The 25103-nt window shown below is 64.4% G+C and carries 22 protein-coding genes (1 of these 22 running past the window's edge); 9 read left to right on the top strand and 13 right to left on the bottom strand.

What is annotated here, in order from left to right:
- From msrP to ACQY5B_RS24570, 3 genes are all read right to left on the bottom strand, one after another.
- A protein-coding gene (gene msrP, locus ACQY5B_RS24580) for a protein-methionine-sulfoxide reductase catalytic subunit MsrP (RefSeq protein WP_420326919.1) crosses the window boundary here: on the bottom strand, positions 1-196 show its 5' portion. It extends 734 nt beyond the left edge of the window; 196 of the gene's 930 nt are visible here — the first part of the coding sequence; it begins with the start codon at positions 194-196; its stop codon lies off the left edge, out of view.
- Positions 197-314: 118 nt separating this feature from the next.
- Entirely contained in the window at positions 315-1778 is a 1464-nt protein-coding gene (locus tag ACQY5B_RS24575) for a pyridoxal phosphate-dependent decarboxylase family protein (protein WP_420326920.1), read from the bottom strand.
- A gap of 116 nt (positions 1779-1894) precedes the next feature.
- Positions 1895-3451, bottom strand: coding sequence for an FMN-binding glutamate synthase family protein (locus tag ACQY5B_RS24570; protein ID WP_305970236.1), 1557 nt, complete (start codon positions 3449-3451; stop codon positions 1895-1897).
- A gap of 117 nt (positions 3452-3568) precedes the next feature.
- Here ACQY5B_RS24570 and ACQY5B_RS24565 point away from each other — a divergent pair, with 117 nt between their 5' ends.
- The 3 genes from ACQY5B_RS24565 (at position 3569) to ACQY5B_RS24555 (ending at position 6598) form a co-directional block, all read left to right on the top strand.
- Positions 3569-4012 carry a DUF302 domain-containing protein gene (locus ACQY5B_RS24565; RefSeq protein ID WP_420326921.1) on the top strand — a complete coding sequence of 148 codons (444 nt, stop codon included), beginning with the start codon at positions 3569-3571 and terminating at the stop codon, positions 4010-4012.
- Positions 4013-4295: 283 nt separating this feature from the next.
- Positions 4296-4778, top strand: a complete 483-nt coding sequence (locus ACQY5B_RS24560; RefSeq protein WP_420326922.1) for a fasciclin domain-containing protein — start codon at positions 4296-4298, stop codon at positions 4776-4778.
- 335 nt (positions 4779-5113) lie between these two features.
- Positions 5114-6598 (top strand): insecticidal delta-endotoxin domain-containing protein, encoded by a 1485-nt coding sequence (locus tag ACQY5B_RS24555; protein ID WP_420326923.1) that lies wholly within the window; start codon positions 5114-5116, stop codon positions 6596-6598.
- Between the two features lie 152 nt (positions 6599-6750).
- Here the strand turns inward: ACQY5B_RS24555 and clpB are convergent, their stop codons facing one another.
- Positions 6751-9366: an ATP-dependent chaperone ClpB gene (gene clpB / locus ACQY5B_RS24550; protein ID WP_305970232.1), complete on the bottom strand. Its 2616-nt coding sequence runs from the start codon at positions 9364-9366 to the stop codon at positions 6751-6753.
- A 205-nt stretch (positions 9367-9571) separates the two neighbouring features.
- On the opposite strand from clpB, the gene pyrF reads away from it, so the two are divergent.
- Both pyrF and ACQY5B_RS24540 read left to right on the top strand, forming a co-directional pair.
- Positions 9572-10285 carry an orotidine-5'-phosphate decarboxylase gene (pyrF, locus tag ACQY5B_RS24545; protein ID WP_420326924.1) on the top strand — a complete coding sequence of 238 codons (714 nt, stop codon included), beginning with the start codon at positions 9572-9574 and terminating at the stop codon, positions 10283-10285.
- A gap of 307 nt (positions 10286-10592) precedes the next feature.
- On the top strand, positions 10593-10838 hold the full coding sequence (locus ACQY5B_RS24540; protein WP_420326925.1) for a hypothetical protein: 246 nt from the start codon (positions 10593-10595) through the stop codon (positions 10836-10838).
- A 101-nt stretch (positions 10839-10939) separates the two neighbouring features.
- Here ACQY5B_RS24540 and ACQY5B_RS24535 read toward each other — a convergent pair whose 3' ends face one another.
- Entirely contained in the window at positions 10940-11371 is a 432-nt protein-coding gene (locus ACQY5B_RS24535) for an NUDIX domain-containing protein (RefSeq protein ID WP_305970230.1), read from the bottom strand.
- A 34-nt stretch (positions 11372-11405) separates the two neighbouring features.
- Between ACQY5B_RS24535 and ACQY5B_RS24530 the strand changes: the two genes are divergently transcribed.
- A complete protein-coding gene (locus ACQY5B_RS24530; protein ID WP_420328570.1) occupies positions 11406-12659 on the top strand; it encodes a DNA polymerase IV in 1254 nt (417 codons plus the stop codon).
- A gap of 24 nt (positions 12660-12683) precedes the next feature.
- Here ACQY5B_RS24530 and ACQY5B_RS24525 read toward each other — a convergent pair whose 3' ends face one another.
- From ACQY5B_RS24525 to ACQY5B_RS24505, 5 genes are all read right to left on the bottom strand, one after another.
- A complete protein-coding gene (locus ACQY5B_RS24525) occupies positions 12684-13013 on the bottom strand; it encodes a DUF3775 domain-containing protein (protein ID WP_420326926.1) in 330 nt (109 codons plus the stop codon).
- A gap of 62 nt (positions 13014-13075) precedes the next feature.
- Positions 13076-13807: an SDR family NAD(P)-dependent oxidoreductase gene (locus ACQY5B_RS24520; RefSeq protein WP_420326927.1), complete on the bottom strand. Its 732-nt coding sequence runs from the start codon at positions 13805-13807 to the stop codon at positions 13076-13078.
- Positions 13804-14370, bottom strand: coding sequence for a DUF3833 domain-containing protein (locus ACQY5B_RS24515; RefSeq protein ID WP_420326928.1), 567 nt, complete (start codon positions 14368-14370; stop codon positions 13804-13806). The genes ACQY5B_RS24520 and ACQY5B_RS24515 overlap by 4 nt, the downstream gene beginning before the upstream one ends.
- Complete coding sequence (locus tag ACQY5B_RS24510; RefSeq protein ID WP_420326929.1) at positions 14370-15155, bottom strand: DUF1365 domain-containing protein; 786 nt, start codon at positions 15153-15155, stop codon at positions 14370-14372. The genes ACQY5B_RS24515 and ACQY5B_RS24510 overlap by 1 nt, the downstream gene beginning before the upstream one ends.
- Positions 15152-16447 carry an NAD(P)/FAD-dependent oxidoreductase gene (locus ACQY5B_RS24505; RefSeq protein WP_420326930.1) on the bottom strand — a complete coding sequence of 432 codons (1296 nt, stop codon included), beginning with the start codon at positions 16445-16447 and terminating at the stop codon, positions 15152-15154. Before ACQY5B_RS24505 ends, ACQY5B_RS24510 begins: the two co-directional genes overlap by 4 nt.
- Before the next feature lie 134 nt (positions 16448-16581).
- On the opposite strand from ACQY5B_RS24505, the gene ACQY5B_RS24500 reads away from it, so the two are divergent.
- From ACQY5B_RS24500 to ACQY5B_RS24490, 3 genes are read left to right on the top strand one after another with little or no spacing between them, the layout of a single operon-like run.
- Positions 16582-17247 carry a sigma-70 family RNA polymerase sigma factor gene (locus ACQY5B_RS24500; protein WP_420326931.1) on the top strand — a complete coding sequence of 222 codons (666 nt, stop codon included), beginning with the start codon at positions 16582-16584 and terminating at the stop codon, positions 17245-17247.
- 7 nt (positions 17248-17254) lie between these two features.
- Positions 17255-17902: a ChrR family anti-sigma-E factor gene (locus ACQY5B_RS24495; RefSeq protein WP_420326932.1), complete on the top strand. Its 648-nt coding sequence runs from the start codon at positions 17255-17257 to the stop codon at positions 17900-17902.
- 57 nt (positions 17903-17959) lie between these two features.
- Positions 17960-18952: a succinylglutamate desuccinylase/aspartoacylase family protein gene (locus tag ACQY5B_RS24490; RefSeq protein WP_420326933.1), complete on the top strand. Its 993-nt coding sequence runs from the start codon at positions 17960-17962 to the stop codon at positions 18950-18952.
- A 138-nt stretch (positions 18953-19090) separates the two neighbouring features.
- On the opposite strand, the gene lpdA is transcribed toward ACQY5B_RS24490, so the two are convergent.
- Genes lpdA through aceE form a run of 3 tightly spaced genes read right to left on the bottom strand, consistent with a single transcriptional unit; the run spans position 19091 to position 24783 of the window.
- Positions 19091-20827, bottom strand: a complete 1737-nt coding sequence (gene lpdA, locus ACQY5B_RS24485; protein ID WP_305970220.1) for a dihydrolipoyl dehydrogenase — start codon at positions 20825-20827, stop codon at positions 19091-19093.
- 10 nt (positions 20828-20837) lie between these two features.
- Entirely contained in the window at positions 20838-22100 is a 1263-nt protein-coding gene (gene aceF / locus ACQY5B_RS24480; protein WP_420326934.1) for a dihydrolipoyllysine-residue acetyltransferase, read from the bottom strand.
- Positions 22101-22125: 25 nt separating this feature from the next.
- Entirely contained in the window at positions 22126-24783 is a 2658-nt protein-coding gene (aceE, locus tag ACQY5B_RS24475; RefSeq protein WP_420326935.1) for a pyruvate dehydrogenase (acetyl-transferring), homodimeric type, read from the bottom strand.
- Positions 24784-25103 lie beyond the last annotated feature (320 nt).

Raw genomic sequence — 25103 nt, 5'->3', positions numbered from 1 at the left:
TGATGTCCTCGAAGGCATTGGGCTCCAGCGCGTCCTGCGCCAGGGCCGCGGACGGCATGCCCCCCAGCAGTGCGCCACCACCCGCTGCCGCGCCGGCGCCAAGACCCAGCCCCGCCAGCACGCGACGACGGTTCATGAAGATCGGTTCCGGCGTGACGTCGGAACGGCTAAGCTTGTTTGTCCAGCGGTTGGCCATGTGTCCTCCAAGGGTGCTCTGTTGAACTGAAGATAGGCGATGCACGCTTTTGCCCAAACAAACGATCTCTCACGTTGGCGTCACGCGGATGTAACACGCCAAGCACTGGTGACAGGCGTCAGGCCTCCAGCTCCCCACCAATCCGGCAGATCTCCTCGACCAGAAGATCGAGGTCGGCGCGCCGTGTGCGGTGATTGCAGATCGCCACCCGCAGGCAATGACGCCCGGCGACGGTGGTATCGGAAAGGGCGGCGATGCCCGTCTCCTGCATCCGCAACATGATCTCCGTGTTCAGCTCGCGAAGGCTCGCATCAGCAAGTCCCGGCGCCTTGTACCGGAAACAGACGATGTTGATCGTCACCGGCGCCATCAGTTCGAGGTGCGGCACCTCTTCTATCCGGGCGGCGAGATAGGCCGCCTGCGCGATGTTCTGATCGATCAGGCGGCCGAACTTCTCGACCCCATGCTCCTTGAGCGTCAGCCAGACCTTTAGGGCGCGAAAGCCGCGCGAGGTCTGAAGATTGTAGTCATGCAGGTATTCCGTCGCCGCGATACCTCGGGGCTTTTCCTCCAGGTATTCGGGGTGCACGGCAAAGGTCTGGCGATGACGGTCGGCATCCCGGATCAGCGCACAGCCCGCCTCGAAGGGCACATGCAGCCATTTATGCGGGTCAAGCGCCAACGAGTCCGCCGTCTCCAGCCCGCGCACCAAGTCCCGGTTGCCAGGCGCAATCGCGATCAGCGCCCCGATGCAGCCGTCGACATGGAACCACAGCCCTTCGTCGTCACACAGCGCGCGGATGGCCGGCAGGTCGTCGATGGCGCCCGTGTTGACCGACCCGGCGGTGGCGATGACGCAGGCCGGGCGATACCCCTTGGCGCGGTCCTCGGCGATCAGTTCGCGCAGCGCCCCCATGTCCATCCGCAGGTTGCGATCCGACGGCACCCGCCGCAGCGCCCGATTGCCCAGGCCCAGCAGTTCCACCGCCTTCTGGTGACAACTGTGCAACTGGTCGGACCCGTAAAAGCGCAGCGGCTGGGCAATTGCCGCGATTCCCTCTTCTCGGACATCCACACCCGCCATCGCATTGCGCGCCGCCGTCAGCCCGATGATATTGGCCATCGATCCGCCGCTGACCAGCGTGCCGCTGGCGGTCTCGGGAAAACCCATCATCTGTTTCAGCCAGTCCACGACCTGCAGGTCCATCAGGGCGGCGGCATTGTTGCCGCCGCCAAGGTTGGAGCCGTCGATCGCAGAGAGGAACTCTGCCAGCGCGCCGCTGAAACTGCCCGATCCCATGTACCACATCCAGAACCGCGGATGGATGTTGCCCATCGGGTAAGGCAACAGGTTCTCCTGCACTTCCCCGTAAATGTCGGCCAGCGGTTGCGGGTCGACCGGCAGGGGCGCGGCATAACTCTGGCGCACCTCCTCCGGCATCTCGGCCCAGAGAGGCCGGTCGCGCACGTCGCGGACATGGGCAAGTGCGTCATCCACGATCCGATGCGCCACGTCCCACAGAACATTCCAATCCGCGGGATCAAGCCCCTCTTCGGCCTGTTCGAAATGCTGGTCGTCCATGTCTCCCCCCCAAGGATGAAAAGGCTTAGGTCAAAAAATCACGCTGGAACCGTCCGCAGCATATCACAGACAGCCCTATCGCGGGCAGACGGGAGGAGAGCCGCCCGCGCTTGCGATCACGGCGCCCTTGCGTCCACCTGCATCCGGCGAATGGCCTCTTCGAACATGCGGTTCCCGGCGGCGCCATCGTCGCCCAGCCGGACCGAGGGGTAGATCTCGTTCATCTGCACGGACGAGCCGTCATCCTTGACCACCCGCACATGCCGACGCCGCATCTGGCGCGGCTCGCCCACGCCGACGGAATGGGCGATGGTCTCGATCTCCTTGATGACCGCCTTGGCATAGGCCGCGACGCGCTTGTCCTTCTCGGAGACCACCAGCCCCTTTTGCAAAGAGGGGATGTGAGTAGTGATCCCAGTCGGGCAGGTGTTCTTGTTGCACTTCAGCGCCTGGATACAGCCCAGCGAGAACATGAACCCCCGCGCCGAGGTCACGAAATCCGCGCCCAGGCAGATGGCCCAGGCCACGTCGCCGGGATTGACCAGCTTGCCGCTGGCCACGATCCGGATGCGGTCGTGCAGCCCGGCCAGGTCGCGCAGATCCACCATGCGGATCAGCGCCTCGCGCAGGGGCAGGCCCACGAGGTCGATCAACGGCAGCGGCGCCGCGCCGGTGCCGCCCTCGCCCCCGTCGACGGTGATGAAATCGGGCGCGTGTTCCTCGCCGCGTTCCTTGATTTTCTTGAAGAAGGCAAACCACGGGTCGGCCGACCCCATGCAGGTCTTGAATCCGACCGGCTTGCCCGTGACCTCGCGGATGTGGGCGATCAGGTCCAGCAGCCCGTCGAAATCATCCACCTCGCGGTGACGGTTGGGCGATATCGCGTCCTTGCCCATAGGCACGCCGCGAATGGCGGCGACTTCTTCGTCGATCTTGGCCGCCGGCAGGATGCCACCCTTGCCCGGCTTGGCGCCCTGGCTCAGCTTGATCTCGAACATCCTGACGTTCGGATTGGCGGCAACTTCCTTCAGCTTGGCATCGCTCAGGTTGCCGTCCTGGTCGCGCACGCCGAACTTGGCGGTGCCGATCTGGTAGACGATGTCGCAACCGCCCTCCAGGTGATAGGGCGACATCCCCCCTTCGCCGGTGTTCAGCCAGACCCCGGCCTGCTTGGCCCCCCGGCTGAGCGCCTGCACCGCCGGTTTCGAGATCGCGCCGTAGGACATGCCCGAGATATTGTAGATCGAGGGCGCCAGGTAGGGTTCCCGGCAATAGGGCCCGATCATCATCGGCTCGGTCGAGGCATATTGATCGTCCAGCGGCGGAAAGACCGCGTTCATGAAGATCGGTGTCCCCGGCACGTTCAGATTCCGGGTCGAGCCAAAGGCGACGGTGTTCCCCTTGCTGGAACTGGCATTGTAGATCCAGTTGCGTTGCGCGCGGTTGAATGGCATCTCCTCGCGGTCCATCGCGAAGAAATACTGGCGAAAGAATTCTCCCAGCTCGGTGAACAGGGCGCGGAACCGCCCGATCACCGGGTAGTTGCGACGGATCGCGTCCCCGGTCTGCGTCTTGTCGATGACATACATCACGATGACAAGCGCCACGCCCACGCCGATCATGAAGACGAAGAAAAGCGCCAGATATTGCAGCGCGGCCATCGCGTATTCCATATTCTACCCCCTGAATGTGTTGATCTGTCTCAAGGTCATGCTGTTTTTCAATCGATACTCTGCCACCATCACAGACGAATGGCAGCCCGTCTGCGTAATTCGTGAAAGGGAGAGAGCATGAGACACTTCATCAGCGCCGCCGCGCTCGCACTCGTGGCGAGCGGAGCGATGGCACAGGGCATCATCAGCTACGACACCGACCAGAGTTTCGACGATGTCGTCTTTGGTCTGGAAAACGCGATCCTCGACGAAGGCTTGGTGATCGACGCGGTCAGTCACACCGGCGCCATGCTGGAGCGGACCAAGGCGGACGTGGGATCGGACGTCACCATCTTTACCAACGCGGACATCTTCAGCTTTTGCTCGGCCAAGATCAGCCGCGAGGTGATGGAGGCGGACCCGATGAACGTGGTCTTCTGCCCTTACGACATCTTCGTCATCGTCCGACCGGAGACCCCGGACACCACGACAATCGGTTTCCGCGAATTTCCCGAAGGCGAAATGAAAAAGGTCGAGGCCCTGCTCGACGGCATCGCCCGGTCGGCCATCGGTCTGGACTGAGCGCCCCCCGATCCGACCCGTACATCCATCAGGATACAGGCAGTGGGAAACGGACCGTCGCGCTGGCGCCGTTTCCTGCATTTTCGGCCGGATCACCGGAAAAATCGCCGCCCCAATTCACAAAGATGTAATTGGAAACGCGCCGTGCCTCTGGCTTAGGTGCCGACCCGCGGTCGTCAAGCCGCGCGCACAGAAATTCCGCCTCATCCAGTACGCCATTCCTCCCGTAGACCTTTTCGATGTGACGGACACATCGCAACTGCGAAACCAATGGAGGATTTCCATGATCCGTAGAACGTTCCTTGCCGCCACGACCGCTCTCGCCTTTGCCGCTCCGGCCTTTGCCGGCGGCCATTCGATGGACATCGTCGATACCGCCAAAGAGGCAGGCAGCTTTGAAACCCTGCTGGCGGCAGCCACTGCGGCGGGCCTTGTCGACACGCTCAAGGGTGACGGCCCCCTGACCGTGTTCGCCCCGACCGACGCAGCCTTTGCCGCCCTGCCCGAAGGCACGGTCGAGGATCTGCTGAAGCCCGAAAACAAGGATCAGCTGACCGCGATCCTCACCTACCACGTTGTGGCGGGCAAGGTCATGTCGACCGATCTCAGCGATGACATGATGGCGAAAACCGTCGAAGGATCGGAAATCACAATCGACCTCGACGATGGCGTGATGGTCAACGATGCCAGTGTCGTGACCGCCGACATCGAGGCCTCGAACGGCGTTATCCACGTCATCGACAAGGTGATCATGCCGGGCATGTAAGGCCCGCTCGACACGGATCTAACAGGCCCGCGCCCTCGCGCGGGCCTGTTTTTTTGCCAGCTTCGTTTCAGACACATCTTCCAAAGCCACGCTTGAATGCCCCGGGCATCGCCCTCTGCGGCACAACTCCAATCGCTGCCGGGCAGAGGTCCGCGCGCCAAATCACTCTGGCGGGCGTTGCGACACGGTCTTTAGATCGGCCCACATACGCGGATACACTTGCGCCAAATACACCTTGGGTAGAAATGATTTGATCAAGCTCACCTTATAAGGCAGGCTTTCGGTTTGCCACCCTTCCGATCAGACCAATCCATTGACCAGGATCACTTATGCCCATGTTTGCAGAACCCACCGTGCGCGCGTCCATCAGCACGATGGTTGCCTCCGTCGAAAACGGTGTGGACCGAGAAACCTATACCATCCAGAAACTGAAGGCCGGGTTCGACGCCCTGGGCGATCCTGGGCTAACTGTCGTCGATGCCGAAGGGGCCTATGTCGACGCTTCGGACGTTCCGCTCAGCTATGAGCATCCGGTGCTGTCGCAATCCGATGACACGATGCTTAAACTGCGCGTTCGCTGCGCCATAGACGAGTTGAATGCCGAGTCGCCCATGCTCCCCGGCGAAACCCTGGTTCACGAACGCTTTGCCTTTCTGTCCGAACCCTGGGAGGTGTTTCCGCCGGGAACGGTGTTCGTCGACCGGCAAACCTCGATGGCCCGCCTGCTATACATCTTTCGCAACGTCGTCGTGGACGCGCAAACCGGCGCCTTGCGCTTTGACAGCGCGGCGGCGGCAGAGCCGGTCGATGATCAACTGGGCCTGATCGAGCCCCCCGTGATGGTTCTGGCCGCGGCCTCTCTGCCGCACAGCATCGCCGTGGACGTGGCCAAGAAACTGGCCGACCAGATGGCCAAGGACGCGCTCAAGGCGATCAGCGGCAACCTGACCCAGATGGCAGGCGGCGTCATCGCAGGGGCGATTGCCGGCGCGATCATCGACACCATTCTCGGGGCGCTGTTCCCGGACGACAAGAAATCGACCCTCGACGCCTATTTCGAGGGCATGCAAAAACTGATGCAACAAGAGCTGAAGCAGCAGACCATCGACGAAATCGCGGGCACCTTCGTTGCCCTGCGCAACGAGTTGAACAACGTCTACGCGCCGGCCCGCCTGCAATCGGACCTTCGGGTCCAGCAGGACCGCAAGAACCTCTTCGATTACCATCTGCACGACTACTCCAACACCTTCTTCATCGGTACGAACGGAATGCTGGGGACGCTGATGGATGAAAAATATCAATTGGCCTGTTTCCCGGTCTTCCTGCTTGGAGCGGGGATGCACCTGTCGATCCTGCAGGAGATCGCCAATGTCGATCCCACCAACAGGGATGAGAATTTCAATCCGCTGAAGTCGAGCTATGGCGTCCCCAAGACAGGCTCGGTCGCGAAATATGCCAAGCAATACGCGGACCACGCCGATGCCGTCTGGGAAAAGATCCGCGAAAAGCGGAAGAGCCGCGTGGTCTATGGCGCAGAGCATCACGTCGTATTCCGCCATCACTACTTTATCGGGTATTACGCCGATGAGGCGGTCGACCCCGACAAGCATCTGAACCGGATCAAGTACGAATACACCAACGACAAGGATGGCAAGTACATCCCCGTGCCCGGCAGCAGCAAGGCGGACGTGATGAAAGCGATGGCGGCCTACCAGGAACAGGTGCTGGCGGAACTGGAAAAAAGCCTGCCCGACCGCAAGAAGGTCGTCGACGGGTGGCGCAAGCTCATCGACAACCCGCTCAACATGGAAACGTCCTGACGGCGCGCCCTTCCGATTTCGGTACCAGGCGCCGCGAGGGCTGGTGAACCGGGCTGTGTCACCAGCCCCACGAAACGATGGCCGGGCCGTTCACGCGCGGACACGAAAAAGGCGGGGGAGACCCCGCCTTTCCGCATCCGTGCCGCAAAGGGTCAGTGGACGACGGCATCGTCCGGCTTGGGCCGGTTCGTGGCGCCGACCCGGTCGCCGATGATCAGGCCATCGGCCCCGGCAGAGACGACCACCACGTCACCGTCCGCCACGTCGCCCGCCAGCAGCATCTCGGCCAGCGGATCCTGCAGCGCCCGCTGGATCACCCGCTTGAGCGGGCGCGCACCGAACACCGGATCATAGCCTTCGTCCGCCAGCCATGTCCGCGCGTCATCGTCCAGTTCCAGCCGGATCTTGCGCGCCGCCAGCCGTTTCAGCAGGCGGGACAGCTGGATGTCCACGATCCCCGACATGTCCTCGCGCTTGAGGCGGTCAAAGATGATGGTCTCATCGAGGCGGTTCAGGAACTCGGGCCGGAAATGGGCGCGCACAGCGTCCATCACGTCGCGCCGGGCCTGGCTGGAATCCGCGCCTTCGGGCAACTGCGATAGCGCCTGGCTGCCCAGGTTCGAGGTCAGCACGATCAACGTCTGCTTGAAGTCCACGGTCCGGCCCTGGCCATCGGTCAGCACACCATCGTCCAGCACCTGAAGCAGCACGTTGAACACGTCCGGATGCGCCTTTTCGACCTCGTCGAACAGCACCACCTGGTAGGGCCGCCGCCGCACGGCTTCGGTCAGGACACCGCCTTCGTCGTAGCCGACATAGCCCGGAGGCGCACCGATCAGGCGGGCCACGGCATGTTTCTCCATGAACTCGGACATGTCGATGCGGACCATCGCGCTGTCGTCGTCAAAGAGGAAATCCGCCACCGCCTTGGTCAGCTCGGTCTTGCCAACGCCGGTCGGGCCAAGGAACAGGAAGGACCCCAGCGGCCGGTTCTCGTCGTTCAGACCCGCGCGCGCCCGACGGACGGCATTGGCCACCGCCGTAACCGCCTGCGACTGGCCGACAACCCGCTTGTGCAGCTCGCCCTCCATCCGAAGCAGCTTTTCGCGGTCACCCTCCAGCATTTTCGAGGTAGGAATACCCGTCCAGCGTTCGACAACACTGGCGATATGTTCGGGCAGGACCGCTTCCTCGACCATGACATCGTCTTCGGCGCCTTCCGCCTCGTTCAGCTTGCGCTCGATCTCGGGGATGCGCCCGTACTGCAGTTCACCGGCGCGGGCAAAGTTGCCGTCGCGCTTTGCGGTCTCCAGTTCCACGCGCAGGTGGTCCAGCTCCTCCTTGAGGTTGCGGGCCGAGGCCAGCTTGTCACGCTCCGCCTGCCAGCGCGAGGTCATCTCGGCCGATTGCTGTTGCAGTTCGGACAAGTCCTTTTCCAGCTTGGCCAGCCGGTCCTTGGAAGCCTGGTCGTCTTCCAGCCGCAGCGCCTCGACCTCGATCTGCTTTTGCAGGATGTCACGGTCCAGAGCGTCCAGCTCCTCGGGTTTGCTATCCACCTCCATCCGCAGGCGGCTGGCGGCCTCGTCCATCAGGTCGATGGCCTTGTCCGGCAGGAAACGGTCGGTGATATAGCGATGCGACAGCGTCGCCGAGGTCACAAGCGCCGAGTCCGAGATCCGCACGCCGTGGTGCAACTCGTACTTTTCCTTGATGCCGCGCAGGATCGACACCGTGTCCTCGACCGTCGGTTCCTCGACCATGACCGGCTGGAACCGCCGCGCAAGGGCCGCGTCCTTCTCGACGTGCTTGCGGTACTCGTCCAGCGTGGTGGCACCGACACAGTGCAGTTCACCCCGCGCCAGCGCCGGTTTCAGCAGGTTCGAGGCATCCATCGCCCCGTCCGCCTTGCCCGCACCGACCAGCGTGTGCATCTCGTCGATGAACAGCACGATTTCACCCGCTGCCGACGTCACTTCGGACAGGATGCTCTTCAACCGCTCCTCGAACTCGCCGCGATACTTCGCCCCGGCAATCAGCGCCCCCATGTCCAGCGCCAGCAGGCGCTTGTTCTTAAGGCTTTCCGGAACGTCACCGTTCACGATCCGCAGGGCCAGGCCCTCGGCGATCGCGGTCTTGCCGACGCCCGGTTCACCGATCAGGACCGGGTTGTTCTTGGTCCGGCGGGACAGCACCTGCATCGTGCGCCGGATCTCGTCGTCGCGGCCGATGATCGGGTCAATCTTGCCTTCACGGGCGCGCTCGGTCAGGTCCAGCGTGTATTTCTTCAATGCCTCATAGCTGTCCTCGGCGTTCGCGGTATCCGCCGTGCGCCCCTTGCGCACGTCGTTGATCGCCTCGTTCAGCTTTTGCGGCGTGACCTTGCCGGCCTCCAGCGCCTCTTTCGCGGGGCTGCGGACCATCGCCAGCGCGGTCAGCATCCGCTCGACAGGCACGTAGCTGTCACCGGCCTTGCTCGCCAGTTTCTCGGCCTCGTCCAGCACCTTGCCGGTGGCCGAATCCAGGTAGACCTGCCCGGCATCGCCCGAAACCTTGGGAATCTTGGCCAGCTTGGTGTCCAGCACCTGCACCACGCGTGCGGGCTCACCGCCAGAGGCGGCGATCAAGTTCGACGCCATCCCCTCTTCGTCGTCCAGCAGGGCCTTGAGCAGGTGTTCCGGGGCCAGCTTCTGGTGGCTTTCCCGCATCGCAACTGTCTGCGCGGCCTGAATGAATCCGCGCGCACGTTCCGTGAACTTCTCCAAGTTCATATCTGTCTCCTTCCATCAAGCGCCCCTTGAATTGCGTCGCGCCTGGCCATGCAGCACGCGGGCGTTTCGGGGCCTCGCTTCCAAGATGGTCGCGGCTCACGATCTGTTCAAGTGAGCGACGTTGCAAAAAAGCAACGCGCGCCACCTTGACCTTGTGTGCAAGGGCTTTCATGTGATCCCGAACCCCAGAGCAGGAGCCCGCCCCATGTCCGATGACCGCCTGATCGTCGCCCTTGATGTCCCGAACGTGATCGAAGGGCTCGACCTTGTCGACCGCCTCGGCGATGCGGTCTCTTTCTACAAGATCGGGCTGGGGATGCTCACCGGCGGCGGGATGGCGCTGGCCAACGAGCTGAAGGGGGAGCACGGCAAGCGCATCTTCCTCGACCTCAAGCTGTTCGACATCGGCGCCACGATCGAGGCCGCGGTGCGTGGCGTGGCCCAGTTCGACCTGGACTTCCTGACCGTCCACGGCGACCCGAACGTGGTGCGCGCCGCCAAGGAGGGGGCGGCAGGGTCGAACACGAAGATCCTGGCCGTCACGATCCTGACCTCGCTCGACCGCAGTGACCTGGACGCTGCCATGATCGCCGAGGGGTCGATCCCCGATCTGGTGCAGACCCGCGCCGGCCGCGCGTTCGAGGCCGGGGCCGACGGCATCATCTGCTCTCCGAACGAGGCGGCGCTGGTCCGCGCCCTGCCCCAGTCCGAGGGCCGTCTGATCGTGACGCCGGGTGTGCGGCCCGCAGGCGCGGATGTCGGCGATCAGAAACGCATCGCAACTCCGGCGCAGGCCATCCACGACGGCGCCGACCATATCGTTGTCGGCCGCCCGATCCACCGCGCGCCCGATCCCCGCGCCGCGGCTCAGGCGATCCTGTCGGAAATGGCGTCACCGCAGGCACAACGCGCGAACTGATACTGCGCGCGGCATCGCGGAGCGCCGGCAAGACACGGCAACAGGTTGACGCGGGACTTGTGCCGGGAACGCGCAGCGCGCGCACCACGTGACAACGCATGGGCAGAAAAGGCGTTCCCGCGCCTTTCGGACACCGGCAAACCGGCGCGCAAACCCCGACAAACCGGCGAAAATCCGCGAAAAATACCCTGCACCGGGGGTATTCCTGACCTGTCGGCCAGATGAAACCCGGCGATCCTCTCCCTACCTCTTTCCAAAGGCCGGAAAAACCGGGCCAGACAAAAGGTCATGAGGTTAGGAGACCGAAATGAGCACGTGGACCCCCCGCATCGACCAGGTGCGTTACAACGCCGCCGAACAATGCTTCGAGGCCCTGGTCACCGTCGTCACCCCGCAAGGCCTTCTGCGCGTCGCCAGCCAATACGCGGCGCCCGTCACCACCGATTTCGAAGAGGCCGCGCGTGGCCTCTGGATGCGCGCGCGCCTGTCGCTGGGCACGCCCGAACGGCTGCACCTGCGCCTGCCGGCCGTCGAGATGCCAACCGCCGCCTGATCTGCCCCCATCCCTCGGGTTCGGCTCTTTACACGCCTGTATGAGCCGCACCGCCGCGCCCCTTGTCCCTCGGGTGCGGCGGCGTCCTGCCGGGGCCCGCGTCAGTTTGCGGGTCCCGGCCTTTTTTCCAGGTATACCCTCAGGATATCGCGGAAGTGCGGAATCACCTCGTCGGAGTCGATGAAATCCGCCGGCGGCATCACCAGCCATTCCTCGCCCTCGTCGCCAAAGACCACGTCATCGACGATACCCTTGGGCAGATGCGCCGCGAAGAACCAGTTCACCTTGCCCGCGTCGTCGCGCAGATGCGCCTTGTGCAGATCGGTTTCCGCCAGCGTCAGCCCCAGTTCCTCCTGCGTTTCGCGCAGGACGCAGGCCTCGGGGGTTTCCGCCCCGTCGCGTTCGCCGCCGGGAAAATCCAGGTAGCCGGGCCAGGGAATTGACGGCTTTCGATCACGCCGCAAAACGATCAGCTCCGCCCCTGCAAAGAGCATCAGCTTGGCGCCCGCGAACTGTTGTCTCGGATCACTCATGGCGCCCCTTTCTGCCGCGCATTATACTGGGGCCATGCCCAGTCTGTGCCGCGATTGCCTGACCCAGTTCGAAACCGGCCCCCGCTGCCCGGCCTGCGGGCGGCCGCGGGTGATCTCGCATTCCGAACTATGGGATCTCTCCATTGCCCACATGGACTGTGATGCCTTTTATGCAAGCGTAGAAAAGCGCGACAACCCGGAACTGGCCGACAAACCGGTTATTATCGGCGGAGGGCGCCGAGGAGTCGTCTCGACCGCCTGTTATGTCGCCAGAATCCGGGGCGTGCGCTCGGCCATGCCTATGTTCAAGGCGCTGGACCTCTGCCCCGATGCGGTTGTCGTCAAGCCGCGCATGTCCGTCTACGCCGAGGTGTCGAAACAGATTCGCGCCATGATGGAAGAACTGACCCCGGCAATCGAACCGCTGTCGCTGGACGAGGCGTTTCTTGACCTCACCGGCACCGCGCGCCTGCACGGCGCCCCGCCCGCCGTCATGCTGGCACGGCTGGTGGGCCGGATGAAATCCGAACTGGGCGTGACCGGCTCCATCGGCCTCTCCCACAACAAGTTCCTGGCCAAGATCGCCAGCGACCTCGACAAGCCGCGCGGGTTCGCGGTGATCGGCAAGGGCGAGACGCAGGAATTCCTGCGCCGCAAGCCGATCCGCCTGATCTGGGGCGTCGGACAGGCCACGCAGGGCGCGCTGGAAAAGGCCGGGATCCGCACCTTCGAGGACCTGCTGCGCTGGGAACAGCGCGACCTGACGGCGCGCTTCGGATCGATGGGCGAGAGGCTCTGGCACCTGGCGAGGGGCGAGGACAAGCGCCGCGTGACGCGCAACGCACCGGTGAAATCCATCTCGAACGAGACCACCTTCAACGAGGATACCGCCGATGCGGATATCCTCGACGGGCATCTCTGGCGGATGGCGGAAAAGGTCTCTGACCGGGCCAAGGCCAAGGGCGTGGCGGGCCGGGTGGTGACGCTGAAACTGCGCCGCTCGGATTTCCGGATCGTGACGCGCCGCACCGCCCTGCCCGGCGCCACGCAAATCGCCGACCGGATCTATCGCACCGCGCGCGGGCTGTTCGACCAGATGCCGCCCGGACAGCCCTACCGGCTGATAGGGGCAGGCATTTCCGACCTGGTGCCAGAGGCGCAGGCCGACGTGTCCGGCGATCTCCTGGACCCGCAGGCCGAAACCCGCGCCAAGGCCGAACGTGCCACGGATGCGATCCGCGCCCGGTTCGGCGACGGGGCCATCCTAAAGGGGCGCGCGCTCAGATAGCGCGCGCCCCGGCAACGCCTGGCCTCACGCCCCGCGCCGCAACAGGTCGTCTTCCTCACCGGTGGCATCATAGCCAAAGGCCTCCAGTCCCGCTTCCAGGTTGTCGGCCAGGTGCGGCGTGCCGATCAGGTAGTCCGCCGTCGGCGTCGTCGCCTCGGCCTGCGCGGTGCCATAGGCCTCGTCCCAGTCCTCGGCGTCGAATGCGCCCCGGCCGATCCACATGACCGCAACCAGCGCAGCCTGTTCCTCTTCGTCCATCCGGTCGATCAAACCGCGCAACTCGCCCTCGGCGCGGCTCAGCTCGCGCGCCATGACGATGACCGCGGCCACCTTCCTTGGGCTGATGTTCTGCATTTCGCGTCTCCTTCTGCGTCTTCGACAAGAGATGACGCGAAAAGAGGAGTCAAACCTTGATCTTACGCAAACAGCCGATAGTACAGCCAGTCCGGCAGGAAACGGCTGCCCCGGAACAGCCAGGAAAACCCGCGCGGAAAGGCCCGCTGAAAGCCGCTTCCCGACATGTGACGGAAACAGATTTCCGCCGCCTTCTCCGGGTCCATGATGAAGGGCATGGCAAAATCGTTCTTGTCGGTCAGCCGGGTGCGGATATAGCCCGGCACAAGCAGCTGCACCTGCACCCCGGTCTTGCGCAGGTCGGCATAGAGCGATTGCGCCAGAACCAAGACCCCCGCCTTGGACGAGACATAGGCCGCCGCCCCCGGCAACCCGCGATAGCCCGACAGCGACCCGGTCAGCACGAAATGCCCCCGGTCGCGCGCCACGAATCGCGGCACCACCACGCCCGCCAGGCGCATTGCCCCGGTGAAATTCACATCCGCCATCGTGTTGGCCCTTGCCGCGTCCCAGTCCTGCGCCCCGAAGGGCCAGTAGGCGCCCGCCACCTGGATCACCCCGTCGATCTCTCCGATCCGCTCTGCAACAGCCTCCAGCGCCTCGGCATCGGTCACGTCGACCGGTTCCACCTGCGCCCGTGACGGCAACTCATCCGCCAGCGCCTGCAGGCTGTCCGTGCTGCGCGCGCTCAGGATCAGCTCCACTCCGGCCTTGCTGAGCCGCCGCGCCAGGGCCGCGCCCAGCCCTTCACTGGCGCCCACCAGCCAATACCGCTTGCCCTTCCAGTCTCTCACGCGACCTCCTTTGGCCGCATGGTGGCGACCAGCTCGGCGACGGTGAAGCCGAACTTGCAAAACTGTGACCGGTTCACGATGGTCCCATTCGGCGCCAGGTACATCCAGTCGACCGTGTCCAGAACGTGGCCGCCCGCGTCCTCGGGCAGCCGGATCCGATAGCGCAACCGCACCGATGGGCCGCTCTGCTGGCCTTCGCCTTCTCCGACAAGGTCCGGCGCGGTGGCACGGATGCGCCCGTCGTTGCCAAGCCTCAGCTTCCATTGCCGGTGTTGCTCGGCGCCGGATTCATACCGGAAATGTTCGTCCATGACGCCCTCGTTTCCGTCCCAGCGGGCCTCGAATTCTCCGACGAAACGAGAGGTGACGCGGCCCGTCGGCCCATAGATGACGCCTTCGCAAATCAGCGGGCCGTTCAAATGGGTGCGCACGTCGAACGGCGCGCCGCGGTCATTCGCATAGTCCGCCGGTTTCTGTGCCAGAAAGCCGAACATCCGCTGCCGTAGCAGGGCAAGCGCCAGGACAATCGCGGCGCCCAGAAGGGTGTAAAGCAGTGCAGTCATCACGATGCCTTTCTGATGGCCTCGGGCGCGGGGCCGCCGCTCACCCCGCGCGCGGGCGGCTCGGGGTGGGTGCGATAGCGCGCGCCCTTCCACCACAGTTTCAGGGCCTGCCAGTGGATCAGCGCCAGAACCCGGCGCGCCCCGAACGGCCGCCGCAGGGCCGACCGCAGGATGGCGCGGTCCGTCAGCGGTGCACGCGGCCCGCAAAGCGTGGCGATCACCCCGCCCTTGTCATGGCTGAAGTCGATCCAGACACCGACGCGATCCGCGCGGATGTCGAAACGAAAGGTGTAGCCCCCGGCGATGGGCTGGAACGGCGAGACATGGAAGAGTTTCTGCGCCTTGATCCGGTCATGGGGCGTGATCGGCGCACCGTCGGCATGGGCGCAAAGATAGGAATGCCGGTCGCCAAAGGTATTCGTGACCTCGGCAATCACCGCGCACAAGGCGTCCCGGTCGTAGGCCAGCCAGAAGGAAACCGGGTTGAACACATGGCCCAGCAGCCGCGGCTGCGCCAGCAACATCAGCGGCCCGTCAAAGGTGATCCCATGCGCATCCAGCACCTCGCGCGCCCAGGCCGCGCCGCGCCCCTTTCCCGGTGCGCCGCCGTGATCCCGGTCCTGCACCGTGGTCAGATTGCCCCGGTTGCGCGAAAACAGGCGCGGGCCTTGCACCTCGGTCTCCGCATCCAGCAGGACATAGTCCACCGAATAGCGGAACGCATTGGCCACATCGCCCTTGCGCCCGTGGTAGGAATGGCCCCGGATCAGGTCGACGGTGCTCATGCCACCTCCTTGACCGGTCCCCGGGCGAGGATGGCGTCTGCCACGTCCGCTGCGCTGGCCAGTCCGTCCTCGTGAAAGCCGTTCTTCATCCAGGCCCCGCAGAACCATGTCCCGCTTTCGCCGTTCATCGCCGCGATCTCGCGCTGAGCCTGCAACGCACCAAGGTCATAGACCGGGTGCCGCAAGGTGACCTCGTCATGAATCAGCTCCTCCCGGATCGCACGGGTGGAATTCAGCGTCACGAACAGCGGATCGTCCTGCGGGATGGGTTGCAGACAGTTCATCCAATAGGTCAGGTCGATGCAGTTCATCTCTTTCCGGGGCGCCTCGGTATAGTTCCAGGACGACCAGCAGGCCCGGCGGCGCGGCATCAGGGAGGCATCGGAATGCAGCACCACCCGGTTCGGTTGATAGGCGATCCTTTCCAGCGCCGCCCGTTCCGCCGGACGCGCATCCGACAAAAGCCGCAGCGTGTCGTCCGAATGGGTGGCAAAAACCACCTCGTCAAAGCTCTCCCATTCGCCGCCCTCAAGCCGGACCTCGACCCCGGCGGCAGTCCGCCGGACACCGCCTACGCGCGCGCCCAGCCGCAGGTCCACCCCCTGGCGCATCAGCGCGGCGCCCAGCCGCCGGACATATTCCACCGATCCGCCCTGCACCGTGTACCACTGGTGCTGGCCGGTGTGGCTCAACAAGGCGTGGTTCTCGAAGAACCGGATCAGCGCATAGGCCGGGAAATCCAGGATCTTGTCGGTGGGCGTCGACCAGATCGCCCCGGACAGGGGCAACAGATAGTAGTCGCGGAACCAGTCGCCTGTCCCCATGTTCTCCAGGAAATCGCCAAGCGAGACGGCAGGATCCCGCGCCGCGTCCAGCGCCCGCGAGTTGAACTTCATGATGTCCCGGATCATCGCCAGGAACCGTGGGTTCAGCGCGTTCCGCTTCTGGGCAAAGACGGCCCGCAGGTCGCGCAACCCGTATTCCATTACCCCGCCACGCAGGCTGGCCGAAAAGCTCATGTCCGACTTTGCCACCGGCACATCCAACCGATCGAACAGCGAGGTCAGCAGCGGGTAATTGGCATAGTTGAACACGATGAACCCGGTATCGACAGGCTGCGTCCCGTCCTTGCCGGCCAGCTGGGTCCGCGCATGACCACCCAGGCGCGGCTCTGCCTCGATCAGGGTGACACGGTGCTGTTCGCCCAGCATGTGCGCGGCCCCCATGCCCGAGATCCCGCCACCGATCACGGCGATCCTGCGTGCGGCGCTGCTGCTGGCTTCAAATGGCATGGTCTGTCCTGATCCTTGGCTTGCTGGTCTTTCCAACCTCTTACGGCCCGAGACGCCACGCGGATGAAAAAAGCCCGGAAAACTTTTTTTTCGCATCCGGTGATCCGATCCCGTCCCCCCTGCGTAATCCGATTATGTTTGGCGCGACTGAACCTCTCGACACCCGCGACGCTACGCCCATTGCGGCCCCGGCGATCAATGGGCATGTCAGGGGGGATGACCGTGACAAGGCCAAACCCGTGAGCGCAGGAACCGCAGACGACAGTGGCCCGGATTGGGCCGCGGTGCTGATCCGTATCCGAGACCACCGCGACGAGGCATCCTTCGTCGCGCTGTTCCGGCACTTCGCTCCCCGGGTAAAGGCCTTTCTGATGCGCTCGGGCGCCGATGCCGCGCAGGCAGAGGAATGCGTCCAGGACGTCATGGCCACCGTCTGGCAGAAGGCGGCACAATTCGATCCGGCGCGCGCCTCGGCCGCGACATGGATCTTTACCATCGCGCGGAACCGTCGGATCGACGCCCTGCGCAAACAGAAACGACCCGAGCCCGAGGATCTGCCCTGGGGCCCCGAGGCAGAGCCGGACCAGGAAGACCGGCTGGGCCTGCAACAGGAAACGGAACACCTGGGAGAGGCGCTCGCCTCTCTTCCCGCGAAACAGCGGGAGCTGATCGAAAAGGCCTATTTCGGCGATCTCACCCACAGCGAGATCGCCGAGGCCACCGGGCTGCCGCTCGGCACGATCAAATCCCGCATCAGATTGGCGCTTCAGCGCCTCAGACACGCCATGGACAGGAAGTGATGCTTCGATGACGACGATCCGACACCACCTGACCGACGACCTCATCATGGGCTATTCCGCGGGCACGCTGCCCGAGGCCGTCAATCTCATCATCGCCACCCATGTTTCGCTCTGCGACGATTGCCGCGCGGCGGTCGAGGCGCATGACGCCCTCGGCGGCGCCGTTCTGGACACGACAGAGGCAGAGACGCTGGACGACGGCTGCCTCGACGCCACGCTGGCGATGATCCGGGCAATGGACGCCCCCGCGCCGCGTGACATCAAGGTGCCGCAGGACCCGGTCGCCCCGGCGCCGCTGCTGGATTACATCGGCGGTTCGCTGGACGCGGTGAAATGGCGTCCCGTCGGCATGGGTGTCAAACAGGCGATCCTGAAAACCTCGCCGGATGCCACGGCACGGCTGCTCTACATTCCCGCGGGCACGGCCATGCCCGATCATGGCCACCGCGGGTTGGAACTGACGCTGGTCCTGCAAGGTGCCTTCCAGGACGATGAGGGTTATTTCGCCCGTGGCGACATCGAGATCGCCGACGCGGACCTGCAGCATACGCCGGTCGCGGACATCTCGCAGGATTGCATCTGCCTTGCCGTCACCGACGCGCCGCTGCGGCTCAAGGGCCTCGCGCGGCTGGCACAACCCTTCCTGAACATCTGAGGCTGGCTTCCGCGCCGCCGCCCGCCTAGGCTCGGCCCCGGAAAAGGGGGCCGGGTCATGACGCATATCACCGCCGAAGTGGATCTGGACGCCGAAGGTCGGCAGGCGGGTTACCTGCGCGTGCCGCATTCCACCCATGACAGCGCCTATGGCTGGATCGGCGTACCGATCGTCTGCCTCTCCAATGGCCCCGGCCCGACACTGCTTCTGACCGGCGGCACTCACGGCGACGAATACGAAGGCCAACTCGCCATCACCCGGCTCGCACGAGAGCTTGACCCGGCCCGCATCCGGGGCCGGCTGATCCTGCTCCCGGCCCTGAACGCGCCCGCCGCCGAGGCCGGACGCCGCTGTTCCCCCGTTGACGATGGCAACCTCAACCGCAGCTTCCCCGGAAATCCCTCCGGCACCCCGACCGACATGATCGCCCACTACGTCGAAGAGGTCCTGATCCCCCGGTCGGATGTCCTGATCGACCTGCATTCGGGCGGCACCTCGCTGCTCTATCCGCCGACGGTGCTGCGTGGCCCCGGAGCGGATGACCGCGAGGCCGCGCTGCTGGCCCGCCTGCAAACCGGCTTCGACCTGCCCTACGCCTGGGTCTTCGCCTCCAGCCCCGGCCGCCACTCGACCGGGCGCACCGCGATGGCAGGTGCGAACCGCAAGGGCGTGATCTCGATGATGGCGGAACTCGGCGGTGGCGGCACCCTGGACCCACAGGTCCTGGCCATGACAGAACGCGGGCTGCAGCGCATCCTGCATGCGCTGGACATGCTGCCCGACTACAGTCCCGACGCCCCCCGGGGCACCAGAGAGGTTCAGGCTCGCGGCTCGGTCTATGCCTATGACGCGGGCCTCTTCGAACCTTTCAAGCAGATCGCCGATCCGGTCGCCGCGGGCGAACCCATCGGACAGATCCATGACCCCCTGAAACCCTTGGCCGCACCGGTCGAGGTCGCATCGCCTTTCGCCGGTTTCCTGCTCGCCAAACGCGTTCCGGGCCGGGTCAGTCGCGGCGACGCGGTTGCCCAGATCGCCAGCGATGCCTGATGCCGCGCGGCGCTCGGCCCGCCCCAAGGGTCGGCGGGCGGGCGTCTTTGCGGCGTAGCCGCAAACAGTCCCGTCCCGGCGACCGCACACGAAAAAGGGCGGCTCGCGCCGCCCCTTCCCAACAGCCCTCTCAGGCGTTCATTTCTTGCGCTTCTTCGGCGGCATCAGGTCGGTGATCGTGCCCTCGAACATCTCGGCGGCAAAGTTCACCGTCTCCGACAATGTCGGGTGCGGGTGGATCGTGTGGCCAAGGTCCACCGCGTCCGCGCCCATCTCGATGGCCAGCGCCGCCTCCGAGATCAGGTCGCCCGCGTTGGTGCCCACGATGCAGGCGCCGATCACCCGGTCGTCCTCGGGATCGAACAACAGCTTGGTCACGCCCTCGCTGCGCCCGTTGGACAGCGACTTGCCCGAGGCCGCCCAGGGGAACACGCCCTTCTCGTACTTGACGCCCTTCGCCTTGGCTTCGGTTTCGGTCAGCCCGCACCAGGCCACTTCGGGATCGGTATAGGCCACGCTCGGGATCAGCTTGGCATCGAAATGCCGCTTTTCCCCGGCACAGACCTCGGCGGCCACCTTGCCCTCGTGCACCGCCTTGTGCGCCAGCATCGGCTGGCCCACCACGTCACCGATGGCAAAGATATGGTTCACGCCGGTCCGCTGCTGGCTGTCCACGGCGATGAAACCACGGTCATCCACCGCGACACCGGCCTTCTCGGCGTCGATCAGCTTGCCGTTCGGCTTGCGCCCCACGGCCACCAGCACCTTGTCGAAGGTATCGGAAAAGCTCTCGCCCTTGTCGTCCTCGAAGGTCACCTTCAGCCCGGCATCCGACGCCTCGACCGCCGTCACCTTGGTCTTGAGGAAGATGTTTTCATACCGGCCCTTGATGCGGGTCATCAGCGGCTTGACGATGTCCTTGTCGGCGCCCGGAATGATCTGGTCCATCAGTTCGACGACCGTGATCTTGGACCCCAGCGCATCATAGACACAGGCCATCTCCAGCCCGATGATGCCGCCGCCCAGCACCAGCATCCGTTCGGGAATGTCCTTCAGCTCCAGCGCACCGGTGCTGTCGATCACACGCGGATCGTCATGCGGGATGAAAGGCAGATCCACGGGTTCCGACCCGGCGGCGATGATGCACTGGTCAAAGGAGACGGTCTTGACCCCGTCGTCGCCCTGCACCTCGATCATGTTCGGCCCGGTGAACTTGCCATAGCCGCGCACGACCTGCACCTTGCGCCCCTTCGACAGGCCGTCCAGCCCACCGGTCAGCTGGCCGACGACCCCGTCCTTGAAGCCGCGCAGCGCATCCAGGTCGATCTCCGGCTTGGAGAATTTGATCCCGTGAGACCCCATCTCCTCGGCCTCGGTGATGACCTTGGCGACGTGCAACAGCGCCTTGGACGGAATGCAGCCGACGTTCAGGCAGACACCGCCCAGCGTCGGGTTGCGCTCGATCATGACCACCTTCTTGCCCAGGTCGGCGGCACGGAAGGCCGCCGAATAGCCGCCGGGGCCGGAACCCAGCACGACAACCTCGGCATGCACATCGCCGGGGCCGCTGGCGCTGCCGGTGGCGGCCACGGATTTCGGCGCCTCGGCGGCGGGTGCCTCGTCCTTCGGCGCCTCTTCCTTGGCATCCGCCCCTTCCAGCACAAGGATCACCGAGCCTTCGCCGACCTTGTCGCCTTCGGACACCTTGATCTCCACGACCTTGCCCGCGGCGGGCGAGGGCACTTCCATCGTGGCCTTGTCGCTTTCCAGTTCGATCAGCGGGTCTTCCTCGCTGACGGTGTCGCCCACGCTGACCAGGATCGCAACGACGGGCACCTCGGAGAAATCACCGATATCGGGTACTTTGACTTCCATCGTTTTCACCTCACCACATCAACTTGCGCATGTCGCCCAAGAGCGTCTTGAGCGTCACGACAAAGCGTGCGGCCAAGGCACCGTCGACGGCACGGTGATCATAGGACAGCGACAGCGGCTGCATCAGGCGCGGCACGAATTCCTCGCCGTTCCAGACCGGCTGCATCTTGGACCGGGTCAGGCCCAGGATCGCCACCTCGGGCGCGTTCACGATGGGCGTGAACGAGGTCCCGCCGATCCCGCCCAGCGACGAGATGGTGAAGGTGGCGCCCTGCATGTCCTTGGACTTCAGGTTGCCCTCGCGCGCGGCCTTGGACAGTTCCATCAGTTCCTTGGAAATATCGACCAGCCCCTTGCGGTCGGCGTCCTTGATCACCGGCACCATCAGCCCGTTCGGCGTGTCCGCCGCGAAACCGATGTTGTAGAAGTCCTTCTTGATCAGCTTGTCGCCGTCCGGATGGATGGACGAGTTGAACTCCCAGTGCTTTTTCAGCGCCGAAACGCTGGCCTTGATGACAAAGGACAGCAGGGTCACGCGATAGCCGTCTTCCTTGGCCATCGTGTCCATTTCCTTGCGGTACTTGTCCAGATCGGTGATGTCCGCCTCGTCGTTGTGGGTGACATGCGGGATGTTCAGCCAGGACCGGTGCAGCGCGGGGCCGGAGATCTTCTTGATCCGGCTCATCTCCACCTCTTCCACGGGCCCGAACTTGGAGAAGTCCACCGCCGGGATCGGCGGGATGCCCATGCCGCCGGACACGGCGCCGCCACCGGCTGCCGCCGGGACCGTCTGTGCCTTCAGCGCCTTTTCCACGTCCTCGCGCAGGATGCGGCCCTTGCGGCCCGATCCGTTCACCTTGTTCAGGTCCACCTCGACCCGGCGGGCATAGGCCCGGACCGACGGCGAGGCATGCACCTTGGAGAACCCGGCATCCGTCTTCGGCGCGGGCGCAGGCGCCGCCGCCGGGGCAGAGGCCGCCTTGGGCTCCTCGGCTTTCGGGGCCTCGGCCTTGGGCTCTTCCTTGGCCGCCGGGGCGCCTTCGCCCTCGACGATCAGGATCACCGCGCCCTCGGACACCTTGTCCCCCTCCGAAACCTTGATCTCCTTCACCACGCCCGCGGCAGAGGACGGCACTTCCATCGTTGCCTTGTCGGACTCCAGTTCGACGATCGGGTCTTCTTCGGCAATCGTGTCGCCCACGCTCACCAGGACGGTCACCACCGGCACATCGCTGAAATCGCCGATATCCGGCACTTTTACTTCTACGGTCATATTTCCTGTCTCCTCGTGCGCCGTATCAGACCAGACGCGGGTTCGGCTTGCCGCCGTCGATGTCGTATTTCTTCAGCGCTGCCTCCAGATCCTTGTCCGAAACAGCCCCCTCGCGCCAAAGGTCCACCATTGCCGCCGCGGCGATGTGGTTGGCATCCACCTCAAAGAAGCGCCGCAGGTTCACGCGGCTGTCCGAGCGGCCGAAACCGTCCGTGCCCAGCACCGTGTAGCGCCCCGGCACACAGGCCCGGATCTGCTCGGCGTAGTTCTTCATGTAGTCGGTGGCGGCGATGGTCGGCCCGGTGATGTTCGCCAGCGTCTGCGCCGCAAAGGACGTCTTCTGCTCGGCAAAGGGATTCAGCCGGTTGTGCCGCGCCACGTCCTGGCAATCGCGCGCCAGTTCGTTGAACGAGGTGGCCGACCAGATGTCACTGGTCACTCCGAAATCTTCCTGCAGCATGTCGGCGGCCTTGATCGCCTGCACCAGGATCGTGCCCGAGCCCATCAGGTTGACGTGCTTCTTGGCCGGGTTGGCCGTCTTGCGGAAGCGGTACAGCCCCTTGATGATGCCCTCTTCGGCGCCCATTGGCATGTCGGGGTGCTTGTAGTTCTCGTTCATCAGGGTGAGGTAGAAGAACACGTCCTCCTGATCGACGAACATCCGCTGCAACCCGTGCTGCACGATCACCGCGACCTCGTAGCTGAAGGTCGGGTCATAGCTGATGCAGTTCGGGATCGTGCCGGCCAGGATATGGCTGTGGCCATCCTCGTGCTGCAGACCCTCGCCGTTCAGCGTGGTCCGCCCGGCGGTGCCGCCCAGCATGAAGCCACGCGCGCGGCTGTCGCCTGCCGCCCAGGCCAGGTCGCCGATCCGCTGGAACCCGAACATCGAGTAGTAGATGTAAAACGGGATCATCGGCACGCCGTGGTTGCTGTACGCGGTCGCAGCCGCGATCCAGTCCGCCATGGCGCCGGCCTCGTTGATGCCTTCCTGCAGCACCTGACCGTTTTCCGATTCCTTGTAATAGGACATCTGTTCACGGTCTTCGGGCGTGTATTGCTGGCCCTTCGGGTTGTAGATGCCCACCGACCGGAACAGGCCTTCCATGCCGAAGGTCCGGCTTTCGTCCGGAACGATCGGCACCACCTGCTTGCCCACCTGCTTGTCACGCAGCAGCGTGGTCAGGATGCGGACAAAGGCCATGGTGGTGGAAATCTCGCGATCGCCGGTCGATTCCAGCTGGCCCTTGAACTTGTCCAGTCCCGGGATTTCCAGCTTGGGCGCCTCGGTGGACCGCTTGGGGAAAGCCCCGCCCAGTTCCTTGCGCCGCTCGGCCAGGTAGGCCTTCTGCGCGTTGTTCAGGCTGACAAAGGGGATGTCCTTTTCCAGCTCTTCATCCGTGACCGGGATCTTGAACCGGTCGCGCATGGCCTTGAGCTGGTCCAGCTGCATCTTCTTCTGCTGGTGAGTGGTGTTCTGCCCCTCACCGGCGGTGCCCATGCCGTAACCCTTGACGGTCTTGACCAACAGGACGGTGGGCTGGCCCTCGGCCTCGGTGGCGCGCTTGAAGGCGTTGTAGACCTTTTTCGGATCGTGACCGCCGCGGCGCAGGGCCCAGATCTGGTCGTCGGTCCAGTCCTTCACCAGTTCCGCGGTCTCCGGGTACTTGCCGAAGAAATGCTCGCGGATATAGGCGCCGTCCTTCGATTTGAAGGTCTGGTAGTCGCCGTCGATGGTTTCATCCATCAGCTGGCGCAGCTTGCCGCTGGTGTCCTGTTCCAGCAACTCGTCCCAGCCCCGGCCCCAGAGCAGCTTGATCACGTCCCAGCCAGAGCCGCGGAAGTTGCCCTCCAGTTCCTGCACGATTTTCGAGTTGCCGCGCACCGGCCCGTCAAGCCGCTGCAGGTTGCAATTGATGACAAAGATCAGGTTGTCCAGCCCCTCGCGCGCCGCCAGGTGGATGGCACCGATGCTTTCCGGCTCGTCCATCTCGCCATCGCCGAGGAAGGCCCAGACCTTGCGGTCCTGCTTTTCGATCAGCCCGCGGTTCTCGAGGTACTTCATGAACCGCGCCTGGTAGATCGCCATCAGCGGGCCAAGGCCCATGCTGACGGTCGGGAACTGCCAGTAGTCCGGCATCAGCCAGGGGTGCGGGTAGGACGACAGGCCGCCGCCGTTCACCTCGGACCGGAAGTTCTTCAGCTCTTCCTCGCTGATGCGTCCCTCCATGAAGGAGCGCGCGTAGATACCCGGGATGACGTGCCCCTGAAAGAACACCAGGTCGCCGCCGTGGATCGCGGACTTCGAGCGCCAGAAGTGGTTCAACCCGATATCATAGAGCGCCGCGGACGAGGCGAAGGAGGCGATATGGCCGCCGTATTCGCTGCTTTCCTTGTTGCGCTTGACCACCGTCGCCATGGCGTTCCAGCGGTTGATGGTGCGGATGCGCCATTCCATCTCGGTGTCGCCCGGCACATCGACCTCGTCATCCGGCGAGATGGTGTTCTGATAGGGGGTGGTGGCCGAAAAGGGCAGCTTGGCACCCGCGGCCCGGGCGCTTTGCACCGCCTTGTCGAGCAGGAAATGCGCGCGGTCGGCCCCGTCGCGCTCGATCACGTCTTCGATCGCGTCCTGCCATTCCTGGCTCTCGACGGGATCGACGTCCTGGGGGGTATCTTTCATATGCCCTCTTCCCTTTGTTGCGCCCGGCGCGGCGCGATTGGTTTAATCCTAAACAATCGGATCTGATACTGGGGTGCAACCGGCTTTCGCCCCGCCTCTCCCAAACCTCCCGACGGTTGGGCAGGGTGTATCAGTCCGATTGCCCTTGCGGCAGACGCGCAGCCGCATAACATCCATGCACCCAGTGCATGGCACCTTGTTTAACGCTAAACAAATTCTCTCGCGCATCCGACACCTCCTCCCACCCCGGCATCGGGGCGGTGCCACGCGGACGGGATGGCGGCGCGGCGTCTCCGTCCGCGTCCGAAATCCGGTTCAAC

Origin of the sequence: Antarctobacter sp. (genome assembly GCF_965277915.1) — a bacterium.
GTDB lineage: Bacteria > Pseudomonadota > Alphaproteobacteria > Rhodobacterales > Rhodobacteraceae > Antarctobacter.
The sequence above is the reverse complement of the archived record's forward strand: the minus strand, read 5'-3'. Positions and strand labels throughout refer to the sequence as shown.